This is a genomic window from Pseudomonas sp. ICMP 8385, from assembly GCF_002699915.1.
GTDB classification, from domain to species: domain Bacteria; phylum Pseudomonadota; class Gammaproteobacteria; order Pseudomonadales; family Pseudomonadaceae; genus Aquipseudomonas; species Aquipseudomonas gessardii.
On sequence record NZ_LKBY01000102.1, the window covers coordinates 130,182 to 153,571 of the forward strand.

General features: G+C 62.3%; 22 protein-coding genes. 7 read left to right on the forward strand and 15 right to left on the reverse strand.

Features of this window, described 5'->3' with window-relative positions; genetic code table 11:
* Window positions 1-8: 8 nt before the first annotated feature.
* The 3 genes from AO268_RS16215 to AO268_RS16225 are packed head-to-tail and all read right to left on the reverse strand — an operon-like array spanning window position 9 to window position 5,838.
* A complete protein-coding gene (locus AO268_RS16215) occupies window positions 9-1,502 on the reverse strand; it encodes an efflux transporter outer membrane subunit (RefSeq protein ID WP_099169245.1) in 1,494 nt (497 codons plus the stop codon).
* Window positions 1,499-4,675, reverse strand: coding sequence for an efflux RND transporter permease subunit (locus AO268_RS16220; RefSeq protein ID WP_076961664.1), 3,177 nt, complete (start codon window positions 4,673-4,675; stop codon window positions 1,499-1,501). Before AO268_RS16220 ends, AO268_RS16215 begins: the two co-directional genes overlap by 4 nt.
* Window positions 4,672-5,838, reverse strand: a complete 1,167-nt coding sequence (locus AO268_RS16225) for an efflux RND transporter periplasmic adaptor subunit (protein WP_076961663.1) — start codon at window positions 5,836-5,838, stop codon at window positions 4,672-4,674. The genes AO268_RS16220 and AO268_RS16225 overlap by 4 nt, the downstream gene beginning before the upstream one ends.
* Before the next feature lie 422 nt (window positions 5,839-6,260).
* Here AO268_RS16225 and glnL point away from each other — a divergent pair, with 422 nt between their 5' ends.
* Together glnL and ntrC are read left to right on the forward strand one after the other, a co-directional pair.
* On the forward strand, window positions 6,261-7,346 hold the full coding sequence (gene glnL / locus AO268_RS16230) for a nitrogen regulation protein NR(II) (protein WP_076961662.1): 1,086 nt from the start codon (window positions 6,261-6,263) through the stop codon (window positions 7,344-7,346).
* A complete protein-coding gene (ntrC, locus tag AO268_RS16235) occupies window positions 7,343-8,779 on the forward strand; it encodes a nitrogen regulation protein NR(I) (protein WP_076961661.1) in 1,437 nt (478 codons plus the stop codon). Before glnL ends, ntrC begins: the two co-directional genes overlap by 4 nt.
* A gap of 428 nt (window positions 8,780-9,207) precedes the next feature.
* Here the strand turns inward: ntrC and AO268_RS16245 are convergent, their stop codons facing one another.
* A complete protein-coding gene (locus AO268_RS16245) occupies window positions 9,208-9,648 on the reverse strand; it encodes a hypothetical protein (RefSeq protein ID WP_099169246.1) in 441 nt (146 codons plus the stop codon).
* Between AO268_RS16245 and AO268_RS16250 the strand changes: the two genes are divergently transcribed.
* Window positions 9,647-10,102 carry a tRNA (cytidine(34)-2'-O)-methyltransferase gene (locus tag AO268_RS16250; RefSeq protein ID WP_057437141.1) on the forward strand — a complete coding sequence of 152 codons (456 nt, stop codon included), beginning with the start codon at window positions 9,647-9,649 and terminating at the stop codon, window positions 10,100-10,102. The two genes, AO268_RS16245 and AO268_RS16250, sit on opposite strands and share 2 nt — an antisense overlap.
* Window positions 10,103-10,265: 163 nt before the next feature.
* Here AO268_RS16250 and secB read toward each other — a convergent pair whose 3' ends face one another.
* The 3 genes from secB to AO268_RS16265 are packed head-to-tail and all read right to left on the reverse strand — an operon-like array spanning window position 10,266 to window position 11,465.
* On the reverse strand, window positions 10,266-10,751 hold the full coding sequence (secB, locus tag AO268_RS16255; RefSeq protein ID WP_029295909.1) for a protein-export chaperone SecB: 486 nt from the start codon (window positions 10,749-10,751) through the stop codon (window positions 10,266-10,268).
* A 44-nt stretch (window positions 10,752-10,795) separates the two neighbouring features.
* On the reverse strand, window positions 10,796-11,050 hold the full coding sequence (grxC, locus tag AO268_RS16260; RefSeq protein ID WP_076961659.1) for a glutaredoxin 3: 255 nt from the start codon (window positions 11,048-11,050) through the stop codon (window positions 10,796-10,798).
* A gap of 1 nt (window position 11,051) precedes the next feature.
* Window positions 11,052-11,465, reverse strand: coding sequence for a rhodanese-like domain-containing protein (locus AO268_RS16265; protein WP_076961658.1), 414 nt, complete (start codon window positions 11,463-11,465; stop codon window positions 11,052-11,054).
* A 151-nt stretch (window positions 11,466-11,616) separates the two neighbouring features.
* Here AO268_RS16265 and gpmI point away from each other — a divergent pair, with 151 nt between their 5' ends.
* On the forward strand, window positions 11,617-13,143 hold the full coding sequence (gene gpmI / locus AO268_RS16270) for a 2,3-bisphosphoglycerate-independent phosphoglycerate mutase (RefSeq protein ID WP_099169247.1): 1,527 nt from the start codon (window positions 11,617-11,619) through the stop codon (window positions 13,141-13,143).
* A gap of 177 nt (window positions 13,144-13,320) precedes the next feature.
* Here gpmI and AO268_RS16275 read toward each other — a convergent pair whose 3' ends face one another.
* Window positions 13,321-13,872, reverse strand: coding sequence for a PBECR2 nuclease fold domain-containing protein (locus tag AO268_RS16275; RefSeq protein ID WP_099169248.1), 552 nt, complete (start codon window positions 13,870-13,872; stop codon window positions 13,321-13,323).
* Window positions 13,873-14,166: 294 nt separating this feature from the next.
* On the opposite strand from AO268_RS16275, the gene AO268_RS16280 reads away from it, so the two are divergent.
* The 3 genes from AO268_RS16280 to AO268_RS16290 are packed head-to-tail and all read left to right on the forward strand — an operon-like array spanning window position 14,167 to window position 17,565.
* Window positions 14,167-15,453, forward strand: a complete 1,287-nt coding sequence (locus AO268_RS16280) for a murein hydrolase activator EnvC family protein (protein ID WP_076961656.1) — start codon at window positions 14,167-14,169, stop codon at window positions 15,451-15,453.
* Between the two features lie 29 nt (window positions 15,454-15,482).
* A complete protein-coding gene (locus AO268_RS16285; protein ID WP_099169249.1) occupies window positions 15,483-16,790 on the forward strand; it encodes a S41 family peptidase in 1,308 nt (435 codons plus the stop codon).
* A gap of 1 nt (window position 16,791) precedes the next feature.
* Entirely contained in the window at window positions 16,792-17,565 is a 774-nt protein-coding gene (locus AO268_RS16290) for a divergent polysaccharide deacetylase family protein (RefSeq protein WP_099169250.1), read from the forward strand.
* Between the two features lie 3 nt (window positions 17,566-17,568).
* Here AO268_RS16290 and AO268_RS16295 read toward each other — a convergent pair whose 3' ends face one another.
* The 7 genes from AO268_RS16295 to AO268_RS16325 form a co-directional block, all read right to left on the reverse strand.
* Window positions 17,569-18,324: a substrate-binding periplasmic protein gene (locus AO268_RS16295; RefSeq protein WP_076961653.1), complete on the reverse strand. Its 756-nt coding sequence runs from the start codon at window positions 18,322-18,324 to the stop codon at window positions 17,569-17,571.
* A gap of 66 nt (window positions 18,325-18,390) precedes the next feature.
* Window positions 18,391-19,161, reverse strand: a complete 771-nt coding sequence (hisF, locus tag AO268_RS16300; RefSeq protein ID WP_003171107.1) for an imidazole glycerol phosphate synthase subunit HisF — start codon at window positions 19,159-19,161, stop codon at window positions 18,391-18,393.
* A 9-nt stretch (window positions 19,162-19,170) separates the two neighbouring features.
* Window positions 19,171-19,908, reverse strand: coding sequence for a 1-(5-phosphoribosyl)-5-[(5-phosphoribosylamino)methylideneamino]imidazole-4-carboxamide isomerase (hisA, locus tag AO268_RS16305; protein WP_099169251.1), 738 nt, complete (start codon window positions 19,906-19,908; stop codon window positions 19,171-19,173).
* A 39-nt stretch (window positions 19,909-19,947) separates the two neighbouring features.
* Window positions 19,948-20,205, reverse strand: coding sequence for a DUF2164 domain-containing protein (locus AO268_RS16310; RefSeq protein WP_076961651.1), 258 nt, complete (start codon window positions 20,203-20,205; stop codon window positions 19,948-19,950).
* Window positions 20,205-20,843, reverse strand: coding sequence for an imidazole glycerol phosphate synthase subunit HisH (gene hisH / locus AO268_RS16315; protein ID WP_099169252.1), 639 nt, complete (start codon window positions 20,841-20,843; stop codon window positions 20,205-20,207). Before hisH ends, AO268_RS16310 begins: the two co-directional genes overlap by 1 nt.
* Window positions 20,843-21,436, reverse strand: a complete 594-nt coding sequence (gene hisB / locus AO268_RS16320) for an imidazoleglycerol-phosphate dehydratase HisB (RefSeq protein ID WP_003218037.1) — start codon at window positions 21,434-21,436, stop codon at window positions 20,843-20,845. Before hisB ends, hisH begins: the two co-directional genes overlap by 1 nt.
* Before the next feature lie 281 nt (window positions 21,437-21,717).
* Window positions 21,718-23,379, reverse strand: a complete 1,662-nt coding sequence (locus AO268_RS16325; RefSeq protein ID WP_076961649.1) for an OFA family MFS transporter — start codon at window positions 23,377-23,379, stop codon at window positions 21,718-21,720.
* Window positions 23,380-23,390: the final 11 nt, after the last annotated feature.

The following is a 23,390-nucleotide window of genomic DNA, read 5'->3' on the forward strand; positions in this document are numbered from 1 at the left end:
GGGGAAGGTCAAGGCCTGGTGCTGATTTTCTCCACAAAAGACAGGTTTTCACTGCCTCCCGCGCCGCTACAGTCCTGATCCCCACCCGCACAAACCTCCCAACCGCCCCCCAGTGCCTTGTAGATGCTGACAACCGCCAGGCGCTGATTGGTGCGGGCGACCACCAGTGCACGCCGGCTGGTGAAGTCGGACCGTTCGGCCTCCAGCACATCCAGGTAAAAGCCCTCGCCTTCCGAAAAACGCTCCCGCGCAAGACGCGCGGCCTCGCGATTAGCCGCTGACTCAAGCAGCCGCAGCTCCAGGGTTTTGCCCGCAGCGCCATAGCCTTTGAAGGCATCGTCGGTTTCTTGCAGGGCGCGCAACAGCGTCTGGTCGTAGAGCAGCAGCGCTTGCTGGCTGCGGGCCTCGCTGGCGGCAATCCGCGCACGCACCCGCCCGCGATCGAGCAGCGACCAGCGAATCACCGGGCTAATAAAGTTCGAGGGCGCGCCAGAGTCGTTCAACCCATCAAGGCTGCCGGCCACCAGCCCGAGCGAACCGCGTACATGAACCTCGGGATACAGACCGGCGGTCTCCACGCCGATCTGGGCCGTCGCTGCCGCGAGGTTGCGTTCGGCTGCGGCAATATCGGCGCGTCGCGAAAGGAGCCCGGCGGGGTCCCCGACCCCGATGGTGCGAATGACCAGGGTTTGCGCCTCTGGCGGGGCAGCCGGCAAGCGGAATGTCTGCGGCGACTCGCCGAGCAGTACCGCCAAGGCGTTGTTGGCGGCGGCGCGACGGCGCTCCAGGTCCGGCGCGGTGGCCTCGACATTGCGCAATAACGCCTCGGCACGCAGCCGGTTGAACTCGTGGGCAGAGCCTGCGCTGACAAGGCGCTCGACCATATGCAGGCTTTCGCGCTGGTTTTGACTGATGTCGTCAACCACTGCCAGCTCGACTTCAAGACCGCGCAGCTCGAACCAGGTCTGTGCCACCGCCGCCGCGACACTGGCCTGCACTTCACGCAGCAACGCCTCGCGCGACCCCGCTTGTGCCTGCGCCGCTTCCACGGAGCGCCGCACACGGCCAAACAGGTCGATTTCCCACGCGGCATCGACTGACGCGCGATAGGTTTCGATATGCCGATCCTGCCCAGCGGGGGTTTCAGCGTCGCTCCGCTTGAAGCTCTCATAACCCATGGCTGGCCCGCCGCTCGGCAGGAAGCTCTGGCGGTTCTCGCGCAAAATGGCCTTGGCTTCTTCGAGGCGCATGGCGGCGATGGCAATGTCATGGTTGGCGGCGAGTGCGCGCTGAATCAAGGTCACCAGCGCCGGCTCATCAAAGGCGCGCCACCACTGCACCTCCACATTCCCCGGGCCGAGCCCCGCGGAGGTCTCGCCGAAACTGACGGGATAGTGCGCCGTCGCCGAAGGCGCAGAATAGTCGGGCCCTACCGCCGCGCAACCGCCCAGCAGCAAGGCCGCGCCGAGCGGCATCAGCAGGTTCTGAAAGGGGCTTCTCATGACGTACTCTCCTCCAGGCGCGGCTGCGATTTGGCTCTGTACTGCTCGAAACGAACCGTCAGGCCGCGGATCACCACATAGAAAACCGGTGTCAGGAGCAAGCCGAACACGGTCACCCCGAGCATCCCGGCAAACACCGCGACGCCCATGGCCTGGCGCATTTCGGCCCCGGCGCCGCTGGCCAGCACCAACGGCACGACCCCGGCGATAAAGGCCAGCGAGGTCATCAGGATTGGCCGCAACCGCAACCGGCAGGCCTCGACCACCGCTTCCAGCGTGCTGGATCCCTGGGCTTCCAGCGTTCGGGCAAACTCGACAATAAGAATGGCGTTCTTCGCCGCCAGGCCGACCAGCACAACCAGGCCAATCTGGACGAAGACGTTGTTGTCGCCATCCACCAGCCACACACCGATGATTGCGCTCAACAGACACATCGGCACGATCAGCAGCACCGCCAGCGGCAGCAGCCAGCTGTTGTACTGCGCCGCGAGGATCAGGTAGGCGAGCAGCACACACAGCGGGAAAATAAACAGCGCGCTATCACCGGCCAGTTTTTGCTGGTAGGTCAGGTCGGTCCATTCAACGCTCATCCCTTCTGGCAGCACCTCCTTGGCCAGACGCTCCATGACCGCAACCGCTTGCCCCGAACTGACGCCGGGCATCGCGCCGCCGGTGATGTCGGCCGAGGGGTAGCCGTTGTAGCGGATCACCCGGTCCGGGCCGGAACTCGGCGAAACCGTGACAAACGAAGACAGCGGCAACATCGCCCCCGCCTCGTTGCGAACCTGCAAGCGGCCGATGGCCTCGGCCTGCATGCGATGGTCGGCATCGGCTTGTGCGGTCACCTTGTAGGTGCGGCCAAAGCGGTTGAAGTCATTGATGTAGAGCGAGCCCAGGTAGACCTGCAGCGACTCGAACACATCCGCCAGCTTCACCCCCTGGCTTTTGGCCTGGGTCCGGTCAATGACCACATCGAGCTGCGGCGCATTGATGTCGAAGCTGGTCATCAGCCCCGCCAGCTGGCCGGTCTCGGTGGCTTTCATCATCAGGATCTGGGTCTGCTGGACCAGGGCTTCAAGCCCGGCGCCACCACGGTCTTCGACCTGCATTTTGAAACCACCGGTAGCCCCCAGGCCAGGCACCGGCGGTGGCGGGAACACGCCGAGAAAGCCGTCGGGGATTGTGGCAAATTGCGCCTGCAGGCGCCCGGCAATGGCGGTCGCCCCGAGGTCAGGCGTCGCACGGTCCTTGAACGGGTCGAGCATGACGAAAATGACCGCCGCGTTCGGCACGTTGACAAAGCCATTGATCGACAGCCCGGGGAAGGCAACGACGCTTTCAACGCCAGGTTCCGCCAGCGCGATCCTGGACATTTGCTTGACCACGTCCTCGGTGCGATCCAGCGATGCCCCGTTCGGCAACTGGGCGATGCCGACCAGATAATACTTGTCCTGCATCGGCACAAAGCCCGGCGGAACCGCCTGGAAACCGAAGAACGTCAGCCCCAGCAGCCCCACGTACGCCAGCAGTGCCACCCCACGGACCCGCACGACCTTGCGCACGATGTCGCCATAAGCCCCCGGGACACCCTGGAAGGGCCGCCCCAGTACTTGCAACACACGCACCGCGCGCCCTGCAAGGCTATGCGGGTCGCGGGCGACCTGGGCCTGACGTGGACGCAACAGCATGCCGGCGAGTGCCGGGCTCAGGGTCAGCGAGTTGACCGCCGAGAGAATGGTCGAAATGGCGATGGTCAGCGCGAACTGGCGATAAAACTCGCCCTGCAAGCCACTCAGGAATGCGGTCGGGATAAACACCGCCGCGAGCACTGAGGTAATCGCAACGATCGGCCCGGTCACCTCATCCATGGCACGCCTGGCGGCCTGGGTGGGAGGCTCGCCATTTTCGATATGGCGCTCGACGTTCTCGACCACCACGATCGCATCGTCGACGACAATACCGATGGACAGTACCAGGCCAAACAATGACAAGGTGTTGAGGGAAAACCCCATCAGGTGCATGACGGCAAAAGTACCGACCAGTGATACCGGCACGGCCATCAACGGGATCAGCGAAGCCCGCCAGTTGCGCAGGAACACCACGACCACGATGACCACCAGCAGGATCGCTTCCAGCAACGTGGTCGCCACCGTCTCCAGCGAGGCGCGGACAAACACCGTCGGGTCATAGGCAATGCGCGAGGTGAGCCCTGCCGGGAAGTTGCCTTCAAGCCGCTGTATGGTTTCGCGCACCGCCTGGGAAACATCCAGCGCATTCGCCCCCGGGCTCTGAATGATCTGCAGTGCCACCGCCGGTTCGCCATCGAGCAAACTGCGCAGTGCGTAGGCATCGCCGCCCATCTCGATGCGTGCCACATCGCGCAGGCGTGTCACCTGGCCGTTTTGACCGGTGCGGATGATGATGTCACCGAACTGCTCTTCGTCGCTCAAGCGCCCAAGGGTGTTCACGGTGATCTGGAATGCCGCAGTGGAATCAGGCGCCTGGCCAACCGAGCCGGCCGCCACCTGTACGTTCTGTTCGCGTACGGCGGCAATCACATCGCCAGCGGTCAGCCCGCGTGCGGCAATCAGGTTCGGGTCGAGCCACAGACGCATGCTGTACTCGCCGGCACCCCACACCAGCACATCGCTGACCCCCTGGATACGGGACAGTTCGTCGCGAACCTGGAGGTAGGCATAGTTCGAGATGTACAGGGGGTCGTAGCGTTTGTCGGGCGACAGCAGATGAACCACCATCAAGATGTCCGGCGAGGTCTTCTGCGTCACCACGCCCTGGCGCTGCACCTCTTCGGGCAACCGCGACAGCACCCGCGAGACCCGGTTCTGCACCTGGACCTGGGCCATGTCGGCGTTGACCCCCTGGGCAAAGGTGACGGTGAGGATCATCCGGCCATCGGTTGCCGATTGCGACGACATGTACAGCATGCCCTCCACCCCGGTGATCGCCTGCTCAAGGGGCGCCGCGACGGTTTCCGCGATGACCTTGGGGTTGGCGCCCGGATAGGCGGCGGTCACTTGCACCGTGGGGGGCGTCACGGCCGGGTATTCACTCAGTGGCAAGTGGAAGAAGGCCACTGCGCCCGCGATCATCATCAATACCGAGAGGACGATGGCAAAGATCGGGCGATCAATGAAGAAACGTGGAAAAGTCATGGCGTGACTCCCACGGTTTGCGACAGATCGATCGGCGTGCCATCAATTTCGGCCAGCTTCGGCGTGATCTGCATATCCGGGCGGACCAGCCCCTTGACGACAATGCGCTCCCCGGCTTGCAGGCCTTGCTTGATGACACGCAAGCCATCGACCATCGGCCCCAGTTCCACGGGCCGGTATTGGGTCTTGTCGCCGTCGCCGACCACCAGTACATAGCGGCTGCCCTGGTCGGTGCCAATTGACTGATCGGACACCAGCACCTGATTCTGCGCGGCGCCGGTGTCCAGCTTGACCTTGGCAAAAAGCCCCGGCGTCAGTTGGCCATCCGGGTTGTCGACAATCGCGCGGACCCGCACCGTGCCTGTCCCGCGATCGGCCGTGTTGGACAGGAAGTCGAGGCGGCTGGCGCGTGAATAGGTCTTGTCGCTCAGTAGCGCCACCATGACCTTCGGCGCCTGCGAGGCCTTGGCCGTTGCCTTGGCTCGCCCGGGGGCAAGGGCGCTCAGGTAGGTGCGTTCGTCGACATCGAAATACACATGCAGCGGGTCGACCGAGACGATCGTAGTCAGGGGCGTCACGCCACTGGTGACATAGTTGCCCTCAGTGACTTGCGCATGCCCAACACGGCCACTGATCGGTGCGGTGACGCGGGTGAAGCTCAGGTCCAGTTGCGCCGCCTCCAGCGCCGCCTTGGCGGCGTCCACCTGGGCCTTGCCTGCATTACGCGAGGCAATCGCCGTGTCCAGGCGATCGCGGGCGACGACTTTTTTGACGAACAACTGTTCAGCCCGGACATGTTCCGCCTGGGCCAGCAATGAGGCGGCCTCAGCCTCCCGCAGGCGCGCCGTGGCCACATTCACCGCCGCCTGGAATACCCGCGGGTCAATGAGAAACAGCCGGCTGCCTTTCTCCACCAGGCGCCCTTCCGGCACGCTGACGTCCTGAATATAGCCGGCGACGCGCGGACGTAGTTCGACCCGCTCGATGGCGGTGAGTGAACCGGTGAACTCGACAAATGGCGTCACCGGGCGAACGATCACCTGTGCAACCGGGACACTGGGGGGTTGTGGCGGCCCGGCGGAGGGCACTGTCTCCTTGCAGCCAGCCAGCGTGAGCGCGACACCTATCGCCGCAGAGATCAGGGTTATGTGAGTGAGCTTCATCGTGTGCCTTCCTGGGCTGGATTCGACTTGGGTTCGCTGAGATGAAACAGCTTTCGCACCGGTTATCGGGCTTGACACGTCAGGAAGGTCAACCTTTTTTTTCGCGCTTCACGGATGGCCGGGGCCCTATCACAGGCACAGGCCAGCCCCCTGTTTGAACCGCCGGCCTGCTGCCAATGCAGGGAGGCTGAACAAAGTGCTGGATTCGCACTATATTGGTGCAATAGGTTGCACAAACGCCCCGTTACCAACCCATTTTGGGTCGAAATCTCCCGTGCAGGCTGGCAGAGCGCCATAATTTCGCGCCTAAAGCCCCCATTTCAGGGCTTTTACGCTTCTTTTCGGAGCCTTGGTTTGTTTTTTGCATTTTCCTGGTATCAGCGTGAGCCTCAAGCCCGCGCCTTGCTCCAAAAGAGGTCCTAATGACCATCAGCGACGCACTGCACCGCTTGCTACTCGACAACCTGACCACCGCGACCATCCTGCTCAACGGCGAACTGCGCCTTGAGTACATGAACCCCGCGGCGGAAATGCTCCTGGCCATCAGCGGCCAGCGCAGCCATGGGCAATTTATCAGCGAGCTGTTCACCGAGTCCGCCGAGGCCTTGAGTTCCTTGCGCCAGGCCGTGGAGCAGGCCCACCCGTTCACCAAGCGTGAAGCGATGCTCACGGCCCTCACCGGCCAGACCCTGACCGTCGACTACGCGGTAACACCGATCCTGAGCCACGGCACCACGTTGCTGTTGCTGGAGGTGCACCCCCGCGACCGCCTGCTGCGCATCACCAAGGAAGAGGCGCAGCTGTCCAAGCAGGAAACCAGCAAGATGCTGGTGCGCGGCCTGGCCCATGAGATCAAGAACCCGTTGGGCGGGATTCGCGGCGCCGCGCAGTTGCTGGCCCGCGAGCTGCCGGATGAGCACCTCAAGGACTACACCAACGTCATCATCGAAGAAGCCGACCGCCTGCGGAACCTGGTGGACCGCATGCTGGGCTCCAACAAGCTGCCATCGCTGGCGCTGACCAACGTGCACGAGGTGCTGGAGCGTGTCTGCCAGTTGGTGGAGGCCGAAAGCCAGGGTTGCATCACCCTGGTGCGCGACTATGACCCGAGTATTCCCGACGTGTTGATCGACCGTGAGCAGATGATCCAGGCGGTGCTCAATATCGTGCGCAACGCCATGCAGGCCATCAGCAGCCAGAACGAGCTGCGCCTGGGCCGCATCAGCCTGCGCACCCGCGCCTTGCGCCAGTTCACTATCGGCCATGTGCGCCATCGCCTGGTGACCAAGGTCGAGATCATCGACAACGGCCCGGGCATCCCGGCCGAACTGCAAGAAACCATTTTCTTCCCGATGGTCAGTGGCCGCCCGGACGGTACCGGGCTGGGCCTGGCCATTACCCAGAACATCATCAGCCAGCACCAGGGCCTGATCGAATGTGACAGCCATCCCGGCCACACGACCTTTTCGATCTTTCTGCCACTGGAACAAGGAGCCCCATCGACATGAGCCGTAGTGAAACTGTGTGGATCGTCGATGACGACCGTTCCATCCGCTGGGTCCTGGAGAAAGCCTTGCAACAGGAGGGCATGACCACCCAGAGCTTCGACAGCGCCGACGGGGTGATGAGCCGCCTGGCGCGCCAGCAGCCCGACGTGATCATCTCCGATATCCGCATGCCCGGCGCCAGTGGCCTGGATTTGCTGGCGCGGATCCGCGAGCAGCACCCGCGCTTGCCGGTGATCATCATGACCGCGCACTCAGACCTGGACAGTGCTGTCGCGTCCTATCAGGGCGGCGCCTTTGAATACCTGCCCAAGCCGTTCGACGTCGATGAGGCGGTGGCGCTGGTCAAGCGCGCCAACCAGCACGCCCAGGAACAGCAAGGCCAGGCCGTGGCGCCGACCCTGACCCGCACCCCGGAGATCATCGGTGAAGCACCGGCGATGCAGGAAGTGTTTCGCGCCATCGGGCGCCTGAGCCACTCCAACATCACCGTGCTGATCAACGGTGAGTCCGGGACCGGCAAAGAGCTGGTGGCCCATGCCCTGCACCGCCACAGCCCACGGGCCGCCTCGCCGTTCATCGCGTTGAACATGGCGGCGATTCCCAAGGACTTGATGGAATCCGAGCTGTTCGGCCATGAGAAAGGCGCGTTTACCGGCGCGGCCAACCTGCGCCGGGGCCGGTTTGAACAGGCCGATGGCGGCACGCTGTTTCTCGATGAAATCGGCGACATGCCGGCCGACACCCAGACCCGGCTGTTGCGGGTGCTGGCCGACGGCGAGTTCTATCGTGTCGGCGGTCATACGCCGGTCAAGGTCGATGTACGCATCATTGCCGCGACCCACCAGAACCTGGAAACCCTGGTACACGCCGGCAAGTTTCGCGAGGACTTGTTCCACCGCCTGAATGTGATCCGTATCCATATCCCGCGCATGTCGGACCGTCGCGAAGATATCCCGACCCTGGCCCGCCACTTCCTCAGCCGCGCCGCCCAGGAGCTGGCGGTGGAACCCAAGCTGCTGAAGACCGAGACCGAGGAATACCTGAAGAACCTGCCGTGGCCGGGCAACGTGCGCCAGCTGGAGAACACCTGCCGCTGGATCACGGTGATGGCGTCCGGGCGCGAAGTGCATATCAGCGACCTGCCGCCGGAGCTGTTGAACCTGCCGCAGGATTCGGCGCCGGTGACCAACTGGGAACAGGCCTTGCGCCAATGGGCCGACCAGGCCCTGGCCCGTGGCCAGTCCAACCTCTTGGACAGCGCCGTGCCGACCTTTGAGCGGATCATGATCGAAACCGCCCTCAAACACACCGCTGGCCGGCGGCGCGACGCCGCCGTGCTGCTGGGCTGGGGCCGCAATACCTTGACCCGCAAGATCAAGGAGTTGGGGATGAAGGTCGATGGTGGGGATGATGACGAGGGTGAAGAGGGCTGAACACAGCCCTCCAGGCCAGTAAAGATCCCCTGTGGGAGCGGGCTTGTGTGGGAGCTGGCTTGCCTGCGATGGCGCTGGGTCAGCCAGTAAATATGGCACTGATACACCGCTATCGCAGGCAAGCCAGCTCCCACAGTTGTTTCGTGTGCACCGCTTCAACGCACCATGAACCGGCATCGCGCACACATTCAACGCCCGGATGAAATACCCACTGAACCCCGAAAACACCAAAGCCCCGTAATCCGGGGCTTTGCGCTTTCTGAATAAGATTTTTGGGCCACCACCCAACTCTGGCACGCCCCCTGCAATAACCCTGGTACTACCCAGTTTCGGGGACCTTGGTACAGGCAGGCCGAGAATCCCCTCTTTAATTCGCGCTTCAAACCGTTTTGGGAGCCCTGGTACAGGCAGGCCGGGAACTCCCTCTTTTATTGCTCCAGGAGATGAATCTCCAGTCGCCAGCGGTCAGCGACCGCCTGGCCTGACCATTCCCCGCGCAGCGGCCGTGCCGCCACCAGGTTCAGCAGCAAGCCAGCATCGGTCTTGCGCACGCGCCAGTTCACATCCTTGTCATTGACCTTCAATTGCCCCGCCTGGGCCTGGCCCTGGGCGTCGAACAGCAGCGCCACGGTGCCGTCGATATGCTCGCCGTGCAGCTTTGGCTCGCTGTTGAACCACACCACCAGGCCATCGCTGCCAGGCTCTACCTGCAGCAAGGCGGTTGGGTCCGGGGTGGTCAGGCGACCGATCATCAAGCCCACCATCAGGCCGACAATCGCCAGCGAGCCCAGGACCCTGGGCAATAGCTTCGGCCTGGGGTCGTCTTCAGGGGTAGAATGCGCTGCATCTTTATCTTCGGAGCCGTGCATGTTTCACGTCATCCTTTTCCAACCAGAAATTCCGCCGAATACCGGCAACGTTATCAGGCTGTGCGCCAACAGTGGCTGCCACCTGCATTTGATCGAGCCGCTGGGCTTCGAGATGGACGACAAGCGCCTGCGCCGCGCGGGCCTGGACTATCACGAGTACGCCACCCTGCAGCGCCACGCCGACCTCGCCAGTTGCCTGGAGAGCCTGGGCCAGCCGCGTCTGTTTGCGTTCACCACCAAGGGCTCGCGACCGTTTCATGATGCCAGCTTTGCCGAGGGGGACGCCTTCCTGTTCGGCCCTGAGAGCCGTGGCCTGCCGGCAGACGTACTCGACGCCCTGCCCGACGGCCAGCGCCTGCGTTTGCCGATGCGTGAGGGCTGCCGCAGCCTGAACCTGTCCAACACCGTGGCCGTCGCGGTCTACGAGGGCTGGCGCCAGCTCGGGTTCAAATAACCCCCCAAAACCAAATGTGGGAGCGGGCTTGTGTAGGAGCCGGGCTTGCCCGCGATGCAGGCACCTCGGTGTGTCAGTCACACAGAGGTGATGCTATCGCAGGCAAGCCAGCTCCCACACAAGCCCGCTCCCACACTGGATCAGCGTCGTCGTTCAGAACCGCTTACTGAACCGTCGGTGCGCCTTCCTGTTGCATGCGCTGCAGCTCTTGCGCATACAGGGCATCGAAGTTCACCGGAGCCAGCATCAGGGCCGGGAACGAGCCACGGGTGACCAGGCTGTCCAGGGTCTCGCGGGCATACGGGAACAGGATGTTCGGGCAGAACGCGCCCAGGGTGTGGCTCATGGACGCATCGTCCAGGCCCTGGATCAGGAAGATACCGGCCTGCTGCACTTCAGCGATAAAGGCCACTTCTTCGCCGTTCTTGACGGTGACCGACAGGGTCAGCACGACTTCGTGGAAGTCACCTTCCAACTGCTTCTGACGGGTGTTCAGGTCCAGGCCGACGCTTGGGGTCCACTCCTGACGGAAGATCGCCGGGCTTTTCGGCGCTTCAAACGACAGGTCACGCACGTAGATACGCTGCAGGGAAAATTGTGGGCCTTGAGCCTCTTCTGCTGCCGCTTCGGTGTTCGGTTGGTCAGTCATCGCGCAGATCCTTCTTGATCTTGGGGTCTTTTAGGGTATTGGAGTCAGACGTGAAGCAGCGCGTCCAATTTACCGGCGCGCTCCAGGGCGAACAGGTCGTCGCATCCACCGATGTGCCTGGAACCGATCCAGATCTGCGGAACGGATGAACGCCCAGCCTTCTGGGTCATCTCGGCACGCACCGCCGGCTTGCCATCGACCTTGATCTCGTCGAAGGCAACCTGTTTGCTCTGGAGCAACTGCTTGGCTCGCATGCAATAGGGGCAATAATCGCTGGAATAAATGACAACCTGGCTCATATCACTTCACCAACGGCAGGTTATCGGCGCGCCAGCTGGAGATACCACCCGACAGCTTGGCGGCGGTGAAACCGCTCTTGAGCATTTCGCGGGCATGGCCACCGGAGTGCTGGCCCTGGGCGTCGACCAGGATAATGGTCTTGGCCTTGTGCTTTTCCAGCTCGGCGATGCGGGCAATCAGCTTATCCTGGGGAATATTCAGCGCGCCGACGATATGACCGGCGGCAAAGTCCTTGACTGGGCGGATATCGACGACAACGGCCTGGTCCTTGTTGACCAGCGCAGTCAGCTCGGCGGTGCTGAGGCTACGGCCGCCACGGCTCACTTCATGAGCAATCAGCAGCGCCAGCAGTACGACGAAGGCACCGACCAGCAAATAGTGAGAGGTAGCAAATGCAATCAGGTGATCAACCATCAAGGAGGTTCCAGGGTGTTAAAATGGCGGTAAGTATACACAGCCGCCATGGGGGGCCAACCCCCGTAAAGCGGTGACGGCATCGGAACTTCGCTTTAAACTGCCACTCCCTTTTCAATCGCCTTCCTTTAATACCGCCGCGAGAGGATCTATGACTACCACGCCTAAACCTTTGGTCCTGATGATTCTCGATGGCTTCGGTCACAGTGAAAACCACCACGACAACGCTGTATTCGCGGCGAACAAGCCCGTGCTGGACCGCCTCTGCGCCAGCGTGCCCAATGGCCTGATCTCCGGCTCGGGCATGGACGTCGGCCTGCCGGACGGCCAGATGGGCAACTCTGAAGTCGGCCATATGAACCTGGGCGCCGGACGAGTGGTCTATCAGGACTTCACCCGCGTGACCAAAGCCATCCGCGATGGCGAGTTCTTCGAGAACCCGACCCTCTGCGCCGCGGTGGATAAAGCCGTCGCCGCCGGCAAGGCCGTGCATTTGATGGGCCTGTTGTCGGACGGTGGCGTGCACAGCCACCAGGACCATCTGGTGGCCATGGCCGAACTGGCCTACCAGCGCGGTGCCGAGAAGATCTACCTGCACGCCTTCCTCGATGGCCGCGACACCCCGCCCAAAAGCGCGCAATCGTCCATCGAGCTGCTGGACGCCACCTTCGCCGCCCTCGGCAAGGGCCGCATCGCCAGCCTGGTCGGCCGCTACTTCGCCATGGACCGCGACAACCGTTGGGACCGCGTGTCCCAGGCCTACAACCTGATCGTCGACGGCAACGCCGAATTCAACGCAGCCACCGCCCAGGAAGGCCTGGCAGCCGCCTACGCCCGTGGCGAGAGCGATGAGTTCGTCAAGGCCACCACCCTCGGCGAGCCGGTGAAAGTCGAAGATGGCGACGCCGTGGTGTTCATGAACTTTCGCGCCGACCGTGCCCGCGAACTGAGCCATGTGTTTGTCGATGACAATTTCAAAGACTTCGAGCGCGCGCGCCAGCCGAAAGTCGAATTCGTGATGCTCACCCAATACGCCGCCAACATCCCGGCCCCGTCGGCTTTCGCCCCGGGCAGCCTGGAAAACGTGCTGGGCGATTACCTCGCCAAAAACGGCAAGACCCAGCTGCGCATTGCCGAAACCGAGAAATACGCCCACGTCACCTTCTTCTTCTCCGGCGGGCGTGAAGAACCGTTCCCGGGCGAAGAGCGCATCCTGATCCCATCGCCGAAAGTCGCCACCTACGACCTGCAGCCGGAAATGAGCGCACCGGAGGTGACCGACAAGATCGTCGACGCCATTGAACACCAGCGTTATGACGTGATCGTGGTCAACTACGCCAACGGCGACATGGTCGGCCACAGCGGCAACCTGCAAGCGGCGGTCAAGGCCGTGGAATGCCTGGACCTGTGCGTAGGCCGGATCGTCGAGGCCCTGGAAAAGGTCGGCGGCGAAGCACTGATCACTGCCGACCACGGCAACTGCGAGCAGATGTCCGACGAATCCACCGGCCAGGCCCACACCGCCCACACCACTGAGCCGGTGCCGTTCATTTATGTGGGCAAGCGCGACCTCAAGGTGCGCGAAGGCGGCGTGCTGGCAGACGTGGCGCCGACCATGCTCATGCTGATGGGGCTCGAGAAGCCTGCCGAGATGACCGGCACCTCGATTCTGGTCTGAAATAGTTGGGGGGTTGCTCAAAGCGAGGAGCCCGTCAATAATAGGTCCGGGCGCGAAACCGGTTGCCTCCAGCGGCGATAACCGGCGTAGGAACCCCGTTGATGGTTGGACATCAGCGTAGGGTGAGACCTCCACACCCCTGCTTGAGGGTGTGTATATGAATATCAAGCGCGTCATTTAGGGCAGTTCGAGAGAACTGCCCTTTTTCTTTGCCAGCGACAAAAGTTGGTAGCGCTTGTAAAGCAGCTCGCCATGGCGATGTTTATTCAGTGCCTTGGCGTCGGTGTGCATGAAGTTCCATAGCACATTGCCGGCCTGTATATTTACGACAACCAGCATTTGCCGCTTGGTTTCATAGGCGCCAATGAACGCCAGACGAGCAGAACCATCGCTGTAAGCAACACGCCAGATCTCCAAAGGCCCTGTCAGTGTATCCAGCGCGAACTTTACATATCGCTCTCTGGCGTCCTGGCGCTTTTCAACGATATGCCGCAAAGATGCGCGCTGAATCAACACGCCCCCTAATGGAGAACCTATACGCACCTGGGAAGCGAGCGAATCGATGAACCCCAGGTGTGAAGCGATGATTGCAAGCGCTTCGGTAATGCTCTCGCCCGCTGGCACCTCCTCAAGCGCGCAAGAGCGCAGAGCCCGGTCAAGGCTACGCAGGTCGGGCAAACCATAATCGAGCCATGTCTGCTGGCCTTTTAATTCTTGAACACAGGGCATTACCGATAGCGCCGACTACCTGACTCGTGGGCCCGCGAGTCTATTATCAGAGGAAAAAATCAGCGCAGCCGGTGCATTGCAAAGAATTTCCTGCGGCGTGGATACCGAGCATCTGCCTGAAGCAGAGTACTGATGACCACTCGTCGGCCAAGACGCCCCGCATGCTCGACCCGATTCAAACGCCTATCGCAGCCATCGGGCGCCTAACTTGCCCGCCAGCCCGAATTGGGCGTTTTTTTTGCAGCGTGGGGCGGGCATACTAGGCCGTCCCTTTCCCTGGTGTCGCCCGCCTCTATGCTTCGCGCCTTGATTACCCTTGCTCTTGTCTGCGTGCTCCAACCGGCCCTGGCCGACGAGCGTGCGCAAACCCAACAACAGTTGGACGCTACGCGTCAGGACATTACCGAGCTGAAGAAACTGCTCGGCAAGCTCCAGGAAGAAAAATCCGGGGTGCAGAAAGACCTGCGCGGCACGGAAACCGAAATGGGCAAGCTGGAGAAGCAGGTCCAGGAGCTGCAAAAAGAACTAAAGAAGAGCGAGTCGGAACTGGAGCGACTCGACGGTGAGAAAAAAAAACTCCAGAGCGCGCGCGTTGAACAGCAACGCCTGATCGCGATCCAGGCCCGTGCCGCCTACCAGAACGGCCGCCAGGAATACCTCAAGCTGCTGCTCAACCAGCAGAACCCGGAAAAATTCGCCCGCACCCTGACCTACTACGACTACCTGAGCACCGCGCGGCTGGAGCAGCTCAAGAGTTTCAACGAGACCCTGCGCCAGTTGGCCAACGTCGAGCAGGAAATCGCCGACCAGCAAAGCCAACTGCTGGCCCAAAAAAGCAGCCTGGACACCCAGCGCGACGAACTGGACAAGGTGCGCAAGGAGCGCCAGCAGGCCCTGGCCAAGCTCAACAGCGACGTAAAAGCCCGTGATGCCAAGTTGCAGGCGCGGCAACAGGACCAGGCCGATCTGGCCAAAGTGTTGAAAACCATCGAGGAAACCCTGGCGCGCCAGGCCCGCGAGGCGGAGCAGGCGCGGCAAAAAGCGCTGATCGCCCAGCAGGAAGCAGAAAAAAAGCGCCAGCGTGAAGCCGAGGCGCTCGCCAGCGACGCCCCGCGTAAACCGGCGCGTGCAGCACCTGGCCCCCTGGTTTCCAGCGCCGGCGAGTCGTTTGGCGGGCCTTTTGCTACTGCCCGCGGCAAACTTCCATGGCCAGTTAATGGTCGACTACTGGCACGCTTTGGTGAAACCCGTGGCGATGACACCCGCACCAAGTGGGACGGCGTGATGATCAGCGCCTCTGCGGGCAGCCAGGTGCATGCCGTGCACGGCGGGCGCGTGGTGTTTGCCGATTGGCTGCGCGGCGCCGGTTTATTGGTGATTCTTGACCACGGTAATGGCTATTTGAGCCTTTACGGCCACAATCAAACGTTGCTCAAGGCCGCAGGTGATGTTGTAAAAGCCGGTGAATCCATCTCCACTGTCGGTAACAGTGGTGGCCAGGACACCCCGGCGCTGTACTTCGCTATTCGTCAGCAGGGCCGCCCGAGCGACCCTGCACAATGGTGTCGCGCCCAAGGATAGGCCGCACCTACATTAGGAGTTCGTTCGACATGCTGCATTTGTCCCGCCTCACTTCGCTGGCCCTGACGATCGCCCTGGTGATCGGCGCGCCTTTGGCATTCGCCGACCAGACCGCGCCATCAGCCACGGCCGCGACCACCAAGGCACCGCTGCCCCTGGACGAATTGCGCACCTTCGCCGAGGTCATGGACCGGATCAAGGCAGCCTATGTCGAACCTGTGGACGACAAGACCCTGCTGGAAAACGCCATCAAAGGCATGCTCAGCAACCTCGACCCGCACTCTGCCTACCTGGGCCCGGAAGATTTCGCCGAGTTGCAGGAAAGCACCAGCGGCGAATTCGGCGGCCTGGGCATTGAGGTCGGTGCCGAGGACGGCATCATCAAGGTGGTGTCGCCAATCGACGACACCCCGGCGTCCAAGGCCGGCATCCAGGCCGGTGACCTGATCGTCAAGATCAACGGCCAGCCGACCCGTGGCCAGACCATGACCGAAGCCGTCGACAAGATGCGCGGCAAGGTCGGCCAGAAAATCACCCTGACCCTGGTACGCGACGGCGGCAGCCCGTTTGACGTGACCCTGACCCGCGCCACCATCGTGGTCAAGAGTGTGAAGAGCCAGTTGCTGGAGTCGGGCTACGGCTATATCCGCATCACCCAATTCCAGGTCAAGACCGGCGACGAAGTGGCCAAGGCCCTGGCCAAGCTGCGCAAGGACAACGGCAAGAAGCTTAACGGCATCGTCCTGGACCTGCGCAACAACCCCGGCGGCGTGCTGCAATCGGCGGTGGAAGTGGTCGACCACTTCATCACCAAGGGCTTGATCGTCTACACCAAGGGCCGTATCGCCAACTCCGAACTGCGCTTCTCGGCCACCGGCCACGACCTCAGCGAAAACGTGCCGCTGGCCGTGCTGATCAACGGCGGCAGCGCCTCGGCCTCGGAAATCGTCGCCGGCGCCCTGCAAGATCAGAAACGCGGGGTACTGATGGGCACCACCAGCTTCGGCAAAGGCTCGGTGCAAACCGTGCTGCCGCTGAACAACGAGCGCGCGCTGAAGATCACCACGGCGCTGTACTACACGCCTAATGGTCGTTCGATCCAGGCCCAGGGCATCGTGCCGGATATCGAGGTACGCCGAGCCAAGATCACCAACGAGAGCGACAACGAGTACTTCAAGGAAGCCGACCTGCAAGGTCACCTGGGCAATGGCAACGGCGGCGCCGACCAGCCGACCGGCAGCGGCCCGAAAGCCAAGCCGATGCCGCAGGACGACGATTACCAGCTGGCCCAGGCGTTGAGCCTGCTCAAGGGCTTGAGCATTACGCGCAATCGTTGATATGCGTTTTGCCCTGATCATCGCGGTGCTGTGCAGCCTGGCAGGGGGCGCCCCAGCGACCCCTGCCGATAAGTCTCACAAAGCCTACCTGACCCTGATCATCGACGACCTTGGGCAAAACCTGCCCCGGGATCGTCGTGTGCTGGCCCTGCCCGGCCCAGTGACAGCAGCGATCATGCCCGACACGCCCCACGCCGCCGAATTCGCCCGCGAGGCCCACCGCGCCGGCAAGATCGTGATCCTGCACATGCCTATGGATCCGGCCACCGGCCCATTCGCCTGGCACCCCGAGCTGCCTGTCGAAGAACTGGGCAAGCGCCTGGATGCGGCGTTCAAGGCCGTGCCCTACACCGCCGGGGTCAACAACCATATGGGCAGCCGCATGACCGCCGAGCCTGGCGCCATGGCGTGGTTGATGGGCGAGTTGCAGCGTCGGTACAAGTTCTTCGTCGACAGCCGCACCAGCGCCAAGACCGTGGCCGCCGCCGAGGCACAGAAAATCAACCTGGCCCATGTCTCACGGGATGTGTTCCTCGATGATGAACGTACCGAAGCAGCCATCACCACGCAGCTGCAGACCGCGATAAAGCTGGCGCACAAACAGGGTTCGGCGGTGATGATCGGCCACCCTTACCCACAGACCCTGGCGGTGTTGGAGCGCGAGCTGCCCAAGCTCAAGGCCCAGGGCGTCGAGTGGATTGATCTCAAGCTGATGATCAGTGTGCGCAGCAACCGGGCCATGGCTGGGCACGGCAAGGATGGGGTTTACCGCTGAAACCTATAGGTAGCGCGCCATGATCTGGTCCACAACGCCGTCCTGGCGTAGCTGATCAAGCGCAGCCTGCAACTTGGCCACGACCTCATCCGGCACCTCCGTGTTCAGCGCCAGATACAACTGCGCGCTGTTGAAACGCAGCACCGTCTTGAGCCCGGAAACCCCCACCTGGCGCGCCAGATAGCGCCCGGCAGGGTCGCCAGTGGCCCAGAGGTCGATCTGCCCGTCCATGAGCTTTTGCGCATTGTCCTGGTCGCGCAGCACGATGGTCGGCTTGAGACCGCGTTTTTCCAGGGTCTGGGCAATGGCATCGCCTTTATAGGCACCGATCTTGTAGCTACGGGCTTGCTCAAGGTCAGTCAGTTGGATCTTGCTGTCGGCCTTGGCCAGTAGCACCCAGTCATCCGGGCCGATGGGGCCGACCCATTTGAACAGGGCTTCGCGCTCCGGCAGCCGCGCCATGACGAACACACCATAGCCTGGCTTTTCCAGGGCGAGTTTATAGATCCGCTCCCAGGGGAAGCGCAACGTGAGGTTGTAGGAAATGCCGGCCTGCTTGAAGGTCTCGCGCACGATATCCACGGCGATGCCTTCGATGTTCTCGTCCCTGGCGAAGTTCTTGCCGTTTTTCGCCATGTTGTAGGGCGGAAAGTTTTCCGTCAGCAGCACCAGGGAGGTGCCGGAAGGCTCGGCGGCGTTGGCCGAGCCCGCCAACAGAATGGAAGAACTGGCGAGGGCAAGCAGCAGGTCTTTGAGCATGTAGGGTTACCGGAATCCATGGCAGGCCCAAGAGTGCCGCGAGCCTGCCATGGTGTCCAGTGGCGTTTAGCGTACGACGATGCCGCGTGCAGCCATGTAGGCCTTGGCCTCGGGAACGGTGTATTCGCCAAAGTGGAAAATACTCGCGGCCAACACCGCGCTGGCGTGGCCTTCGATAACGCCGTCGGCCAGGTGTTGCAGGTTGCCCACGCCACCGGACGCAATCACCGGAATACCCAACGCATCGCTGATAGCGCGGGTCACCCCCAGGTCGAAGCCGTTTTTCATGCCGTCCTGGTCCATGCTGGTCAGCAGGATCTCACCGGCGCCCAGGCCTTCCATCTTCATCGCCCACTCCACCGCATCCAGGCCGGTAGGCTTGCGCCCGCCATGGGTGAAGATCTCCCAGCGCGGGGTTTCACCGGGCCCTGAGACTTTCTTGGCGTCGATGGCCACCACGATGCATTGCGAACCGAAGTGCTGCGCCGCTTCGCCGACAAACTCCGGGTTGAACACCGCCGCGGTGTTGATCGAGACCTTGTCTGCACCGGCATTGAGCAGGTTGCGGATGTCTTGCACGGTGCGTACGCCACCGCCCACGGTCAACGGGATAAATACCTGGCTGGCCATGCGCTCCACGGTATGCAGCGTGGTATCGCGGCCGTCGACGCTGGCGGTGATGTCGAGAAAGGTAATCTCGTCGGCACCCTGCTCGTCGTAGCGACGGGCAATTTCTACCGGGTCGCCGGCATCACGGATGTTCTCGAACTTGACGCCCTTGACCACCCGACCGTTGTCGACGTCCAGGCAAGGGATGATGCGTTTGGCCAGCGCCATGGTCAGTCCTCAGCCTTTGTAGGCATCGCAGTAAGCCTGGGCTTGCGCAACGTCCAGGGTGCCTTCGTAGATCGCGCGGCCGGTAATCGCGCCGATGATCCCCGGCGCCTTGGCGTCCAGCAGCGACTTGATATCGCCCAGGTTGTGGATACCGCCGGAAGCGATCACCGGGATTTTGGTGGCGGCCGCCAGCGCAGCGGTGAAGGGGACGTTGCAGCCCTGCATCATGCCGTCTTTGGCGATATCGGTATAAACGATGGCGGACACGCCGTCGGCCTCGAACTGCTTGGCCAGGTCGATCACCTGCACGGTGCTGATTTGCGCCCAGCCATCGGTGGCGACAAAACCATCCTTGGCATCCAGGCCCACGATGACCTTGCCCGGGAACGCGCGGCAGGCCTCGGCGACAAAGGCCGGGTCTTTCACGGCCTTGGTGCCGATGATCACGTAGCTCACACCCGCCTTGACGTAGTGCTCGATGGTTTCCAGGGAACGGATACCGCCGCCGATCTGGATCGGCAGGTTCGGGTAGCGCTTGGCGATGGCGGTGACCACTTCGCCATTGACCGGCTGGCCTTCAAAGGCGCCGTTCAAGTCCACCAGATGCAGGCGACGGCAGCCGCCCTCCACCCACTTGGCAGCCATGCTCACCGGGTCATCGGAAAACACTGTGGAATCTTCCATGCGGCCCTGGCGCAGACGTACGCAAGCGCCGTCCTTGAGATCGATAGCGGGGATAATCAGCATCTGGCAAACCTTATTCGATATTCAGCATTGCTCGGAAAATCAGGGTTTTTCGAGCGCCCACAAGTCGCTTTCGATGCTCTCGAACCTTTCTTTAAGGTGCGTCTGCACATCGAAAATCGCCCTGTTGTAATAGTGCGGAGCAATTTCAGTGGTGAACAGTTCGAGGATCTCAGCCACCTCGAACGACCCGAGCTTGAGCTCGAAGCGGTCTTCCATGAAGCGCTTGACCTTGTCGGTCGCCTCACTCTCCTGCTGGGGAGTGAGATTGAGGATCGGCGGCTTGATCTTCTTGGCCATTACCAGCGCCCGTCCCAACTGGCGAAGTTCTGCAGCAACTGCAAGCCATGGGTATGGCTCTTCTCCGGGTGGAACTGCACGGCAAAGCGCGAACCTTCGGCCAGCGCTGCGGCAAAGTCGACGCCATAGTGCCCGCCACCCACCACCTGGCGCGGGTTACCGGCGGCAATGTAATAGCTGTGCACGAAGTAGAAACGCGCCATGTCCGGGATGTCGTGCCACAACGGGTGGTCGACGGTGCGGCGCACTTCGTTCCAGCCCATGTGCGGGACTTTCAGGTGTGCGCCGTCTTCGTGCAGGTCCTTGCCGAAGAACTTCACCTCCCCCGGGAACAGGCCGATGCAGTCCACGCCGCCGTTTTCTTCACTGCGCTCGAGCAAGGCTTGCATGCCCACGCAGATCCCGAGGAACGGCCGGTCCTGGCTGACTTCGCGCACCAGGCTGTCAAAGCCCAGGCAGCGGATTTCAGCCATGCAATCGCGAATCGCGCCCACACCGGGAAACACCACCCGGTCGGCTTCGCGGATCACCTGTGCGTCGCTGGTGATCAGCACCTTGCCGGCGCCTACGTGTTCGAGGGCCTTGGCCACCGAATGCAGGTTGCCCATGCCGTAGTCGATAACCGCGACCGTCTGCATTACAGAACGCCCTTGGTCGACGGCATTTGCCCGGCCATGCGGTCATCCAGCTCCACGGCCATGCGCAGGGCGCGGCCGAAAGCCTTGAACACGGTTTCGATCTGGTGGTGGGTGTTAGTGCCACGCAGGTTGTCGATGTGCAGGCTGACCAGGGCGTGGTTGACGAAGCCCTGGAAGAATTCCTGGAACAGGTCCACATCAAAGCCGCCCACGGTGGCACGGGTGTACGGCACATGCATCTGCAGGCCTGGGCGGCCGGAGAAGTCGATGACTACACGCGATAGCGCCTCGTCCAGCGGGACATAGGCATGGCCATAACGGCGGATGCCTTTTTTGTCGCCGATGGCCTTGGCAAACGCCTGGCCGAGGGTGATACCGACATCCTCCACGGTATGGTGGTCGTCGATATGCAGGTCACCCTTGCTGACGATATCCAGGTCGATCAGCCCATGACGGGCGATTTGATCCAGCATGTGCTCAAGAAAAGGAACACCGATATCAAATCGGGCCTTTCCGGTGCCATCCAGGTTGATCGAGGCTTTGATCTGGGTTTCCAGAGTGTCGCGCTCGACGGACGCCTTACGTTCGGCCATCACCAGCTCCGCAAAATCATTGGGCGAAAAAGGTGGCCATTATAGGGGCTGCGGGCGCTAAACAGAAACATCGAAGGGGATAAGACTGACGGCCTGTCGGGCATAGACATGTCCATACAACCGCAAAGATCGTTCCCACGCTCTGCGTGGGAATGCATCCCGTGACGCTCGGCGTCACCCCATGATCGGGACGCAGAGCGTCCGGGTTGGCATTCCCACGCAGAGCGTGGGAACGATCATCCCCCGCGGGAGCGTGGGAACGATCAATTATCGCGCGGTGATCAGTGGAACAACACTGCCGTCTTCTGCAAGGTCACCCACACACCCCACGCCAGCGGAATCCCCACCACCAGCCAGGCGGCAATGGCCAATGGCACGGTGCCGGACGCGGCTTTCCACTCCAGGGACGTGCTGGCATCGGCGCCCTTGTCATGGCCCAGGGCCTGTTCGGCCGCCAGTTCCGCGTCGGTCATGAAGTACTTATCGGCCACCGGACGCACCAGCAGGTTGCAGATAAAGCCCAGCACCAGCAGGCCGGCGAGGATATACAAGGTGATGTCATAGGCTGCGGCGCGGTCGACGCCGATGCTCAACTGATACTCGCGCAGGTAGTTCACCAGCACCGGGCCCAGCACCCCGGCTGCAGCCCACGCGGTGAGCAGGCGACCATGGATCGCGCCGACCATTTGCGTACCGAACAGGTCCGCCAGATAGGCCGGCACAGTCGCGAAGCCGCCGCCGTACATCGACAGGATGATGCAGAACGCCGCCACGAACAGCGAGACATTGCCCAGGTGGCCGAGGTTCGGGATCAGCGCATACAGGGCAAAGCCCAGGGCGAAGAACACGAAATAGGTGTTTTTGCGGCCCAGGTAGTCGGAAAACGAGGCCCAGAAGAACCGCCCACCAATGTTGAACAGGCTCAACAACCCGGTGAAACCCGCCGCAATGGCCGCGATGGAGGCCAGTTGCCCGGCATCCAGTTGGCCAAATGGCACATCCACGCCCAGCAATTTGCCGCCAAACACTTCCTGCAACAATGGCGACGCCATGCCCAGGATGCCGATACCGGCCGACACGTTCAGGCACAGCACCAGCCACACCAGGCGAAATTGCGGGGTTTTCCAGGCCACGTTCACGTGGACGTGACGGTGGGTGATCATCGCGTTGCTGGCTTTTTTCGCCGGTGCGGTCCAGCCCTCAGGCTTCCAGCCGGTCGGCGGCACGCGGTAGGACAAGGCACCGCCGATCATGAACACGAAGTAGATCGCGGCCATCACCAAAAAGCTCTGCCACACGCCCACGCCGGCCGGCGAGGCAAAGTGGCCCATCAGCGCCGCCGCCAGGGGCGCGCCGACCATCGCACCACCGCCAAAGCCCATGATCGCCATGCCGGTGGCCATGCCGCGCTTGTCCGGGAACCACTTGATCAGGGTCGAGACCGGCGAAATATAACCCAGGCCCAGGCCGATACCGCCGATGACCCCGGAGCCGAGCCACATCAGCCAGATCTGGTGGGTATAAATCCCCAACGCCGAAATCAGCAGGCCACCACACCAGCACAGGGCCGAGACCACACCGGCCTTGCGCGGCCCGGCATGTTCCAGCCAGCCGCCCCAGATCGCCGCCGAGCAGCCCAGGAAGATGAAGAACAGGGTGTAGATCCAGCCCAGCATGGAGATCGGCCAGTCGCAGGACGACGAGAAGACCTGGGCGATAAAGCTCATGTCCGGCGCACAGGCCACCGGCGCGGTGACACCCAGCGCCTTGGACAGTGGCAGCCAGAACACCGAAAAGCCGTAGGCCATGCCGATGCACAAGTGGATGGCCAGGGCGGCCGGCGGAACCAGCCAGCGGTTGAACCCGGGCTTGGCGATGATGCGCTCCTTGGACAGGAACGCAGGCTGCGCAGCAGAGATGCCCGCCGCAGTGCTAGTGCTCATTGGTGTTTCCC

What these genes read in the sequence shown, in the direction of transcription:
- AO268_RS16215 (WP_099169245.1), bottom strand. Translation starts at nt 1,502, where the DNA reads ATGAGAAGCCCCTTTCAGAACCTGCTGATGCCGCTCGGCGCGGCCTTG.
- AO268_RS16220 (WP_076961664.1), bottom strand. Translation starts at nt 4,675, where the DNA reads ATGACTTTTCCACGTTTCTTCATTGATCGCCCGATCTTTGCCATCGTC.
- AO268_RS16225 (WP_076961663.1), bottom strand. Translation starts at nt 5,838, where the DNA reads ATGAAGCTCACTCACATAACCCTGATCTCTGCGGCGATAGGTGTCGCG.
- glnL (WP_076961662.1), top strand. Translation starts at nt 6,261, where the DNA reads ATGACCATCAGCGACGCACTGCACCGCTTGCTACTCGACAACCTGACC.
- ntrC (WP_076961661.1), top strand. Translation starts at nt 7,343, where the DNA reads ATGAGCCGTAGTGAAACTGTGTGGATCGTCGATGACGACCGTTCCATC.
- AO268_RS16250 (WP_057437141.1), top strand. Translation starts at nt 9,647, where the DNA reads ATGTTTCACGTCATCCTTTTCCAACCAGAAATTCCGCCGAATACCGGC.
- AO268_RS16245 (WP_099169246.1), bottom strand. Translation starts at nt 9,648, where the DNA reads ATGCACGGCTCCGAAGATAAAGATGCAGCGCATTCTACCCCTGAAGAC.
- secB (WP_029295909.1), bottom strand. Translation starts at nt 10,751, where the DNA reads ATGACTGACCAACCGAACACCGAAGCGGCAGCAGAAGAGGCTCAAGGC.
- grxC (WP_076961659.1), bottom strand. Translation starts at nt 11,050, where the DNA reads ATGAGCCAGGTTGTCATTTATTCCAGCGATTATTGCCCCTATTGCATG.
- AO268_RS16265 (WP_076961658.1), bottom strand. Translation starts at nt 11,465, where the DNA reads ATGGTTGATCACCTGATTGCATTTGCTACCTCTCACTATTTGCTGGTC.
- gpmI (WP_099169247.1), top strand. Translation starts at nt 11,617, where the DNA reads ATGACTACCACGCCTAAACCTTTGGTCCTGATGATTCTCGATGGCTTC.
- AO268_RS16275 (WP_099169248.1), bottom strand. Translation starts at nt 13,872, where the DNA reads ATGCCCTGTGTTCAAGAATTAAAAGGCCAGCAGACATGGCTCGATTAT.
- AO268_RS16280 (WP_076961656.1), top strand. Translation starts at nt 14,167, where the DNA reads ATGCTTCGCGCCTTGATTACCCTTGCTCTTGTCTGCGTGCTCCAACCG.
- AO268_RS16285 (WP_099169249.1), top strand. Translation starts at nt 15,483, where the DNA reads ATGCTGCATTTGTCCCGCCTCACTTCGCTGGCCCTGACGATCGCCCTG.
- AO268_RS16290 (WP_099169250.1), top strand. Translation starts at nt 16,792, where the DNA reads ATGCGTTTTGCCCTGATCATCGCGGTGCTGTGCAGCCTGGCAGGGGGC.
- AO268_RS16295 (WP_076961653.1), bottom strand. Translation starts at nt 18,324, where the DNA reads ATGCTCAAAGACCTGCTGCTTGCCCTCGCCAGTTCTTCCATTCTGTTG.
- hisF (WP_003171107.1), bottom strand. Translation starts at nt 19,161, where the DNA reads ATGGCGCTGGCCAAACGCATCATCCCTTGCCTGGACGTCGACAACGGT.
- hisA (WP_099169251.1), bottom strand. Translation starts at nt 19,908, where the DNA reads ATGCTGATTATCCCCGCTATCGATCTCAAGGACGGCGCTTGCGTACGT.
- AO268_RS16310 (WP_076961651.1), bottom strand. Translation starts at nt 20,205, where the DNA reads ATGGCCAAGAAGATCAAGCCGCCGATCCTCAATCTCACTCCCCAGCAG.
- hisH (WP_099169252.1), bottom strand. Translation starts at nt 20,843, where the DNA reads ATGCAGACGGTCGCGGTTATCGACTACGGCATGGGCAACCTGCATTCG.
- hisB (WP_003218037.1), bottom strand. Translation starts at nt 21,436, where the DNA reads ATGGCCGAACGTAAGGCGTCCGTCGAGCGCGACACTCTGGAAACCCAG.
- AO268_RS16325 (WP_076961649.1), bottom strand. Translation starts at nt 23,379, where the DNA reads ATGAGCACTAGCACTGCGGCGGGCATCTCTGCTGCGCAGCCTGCGTTC.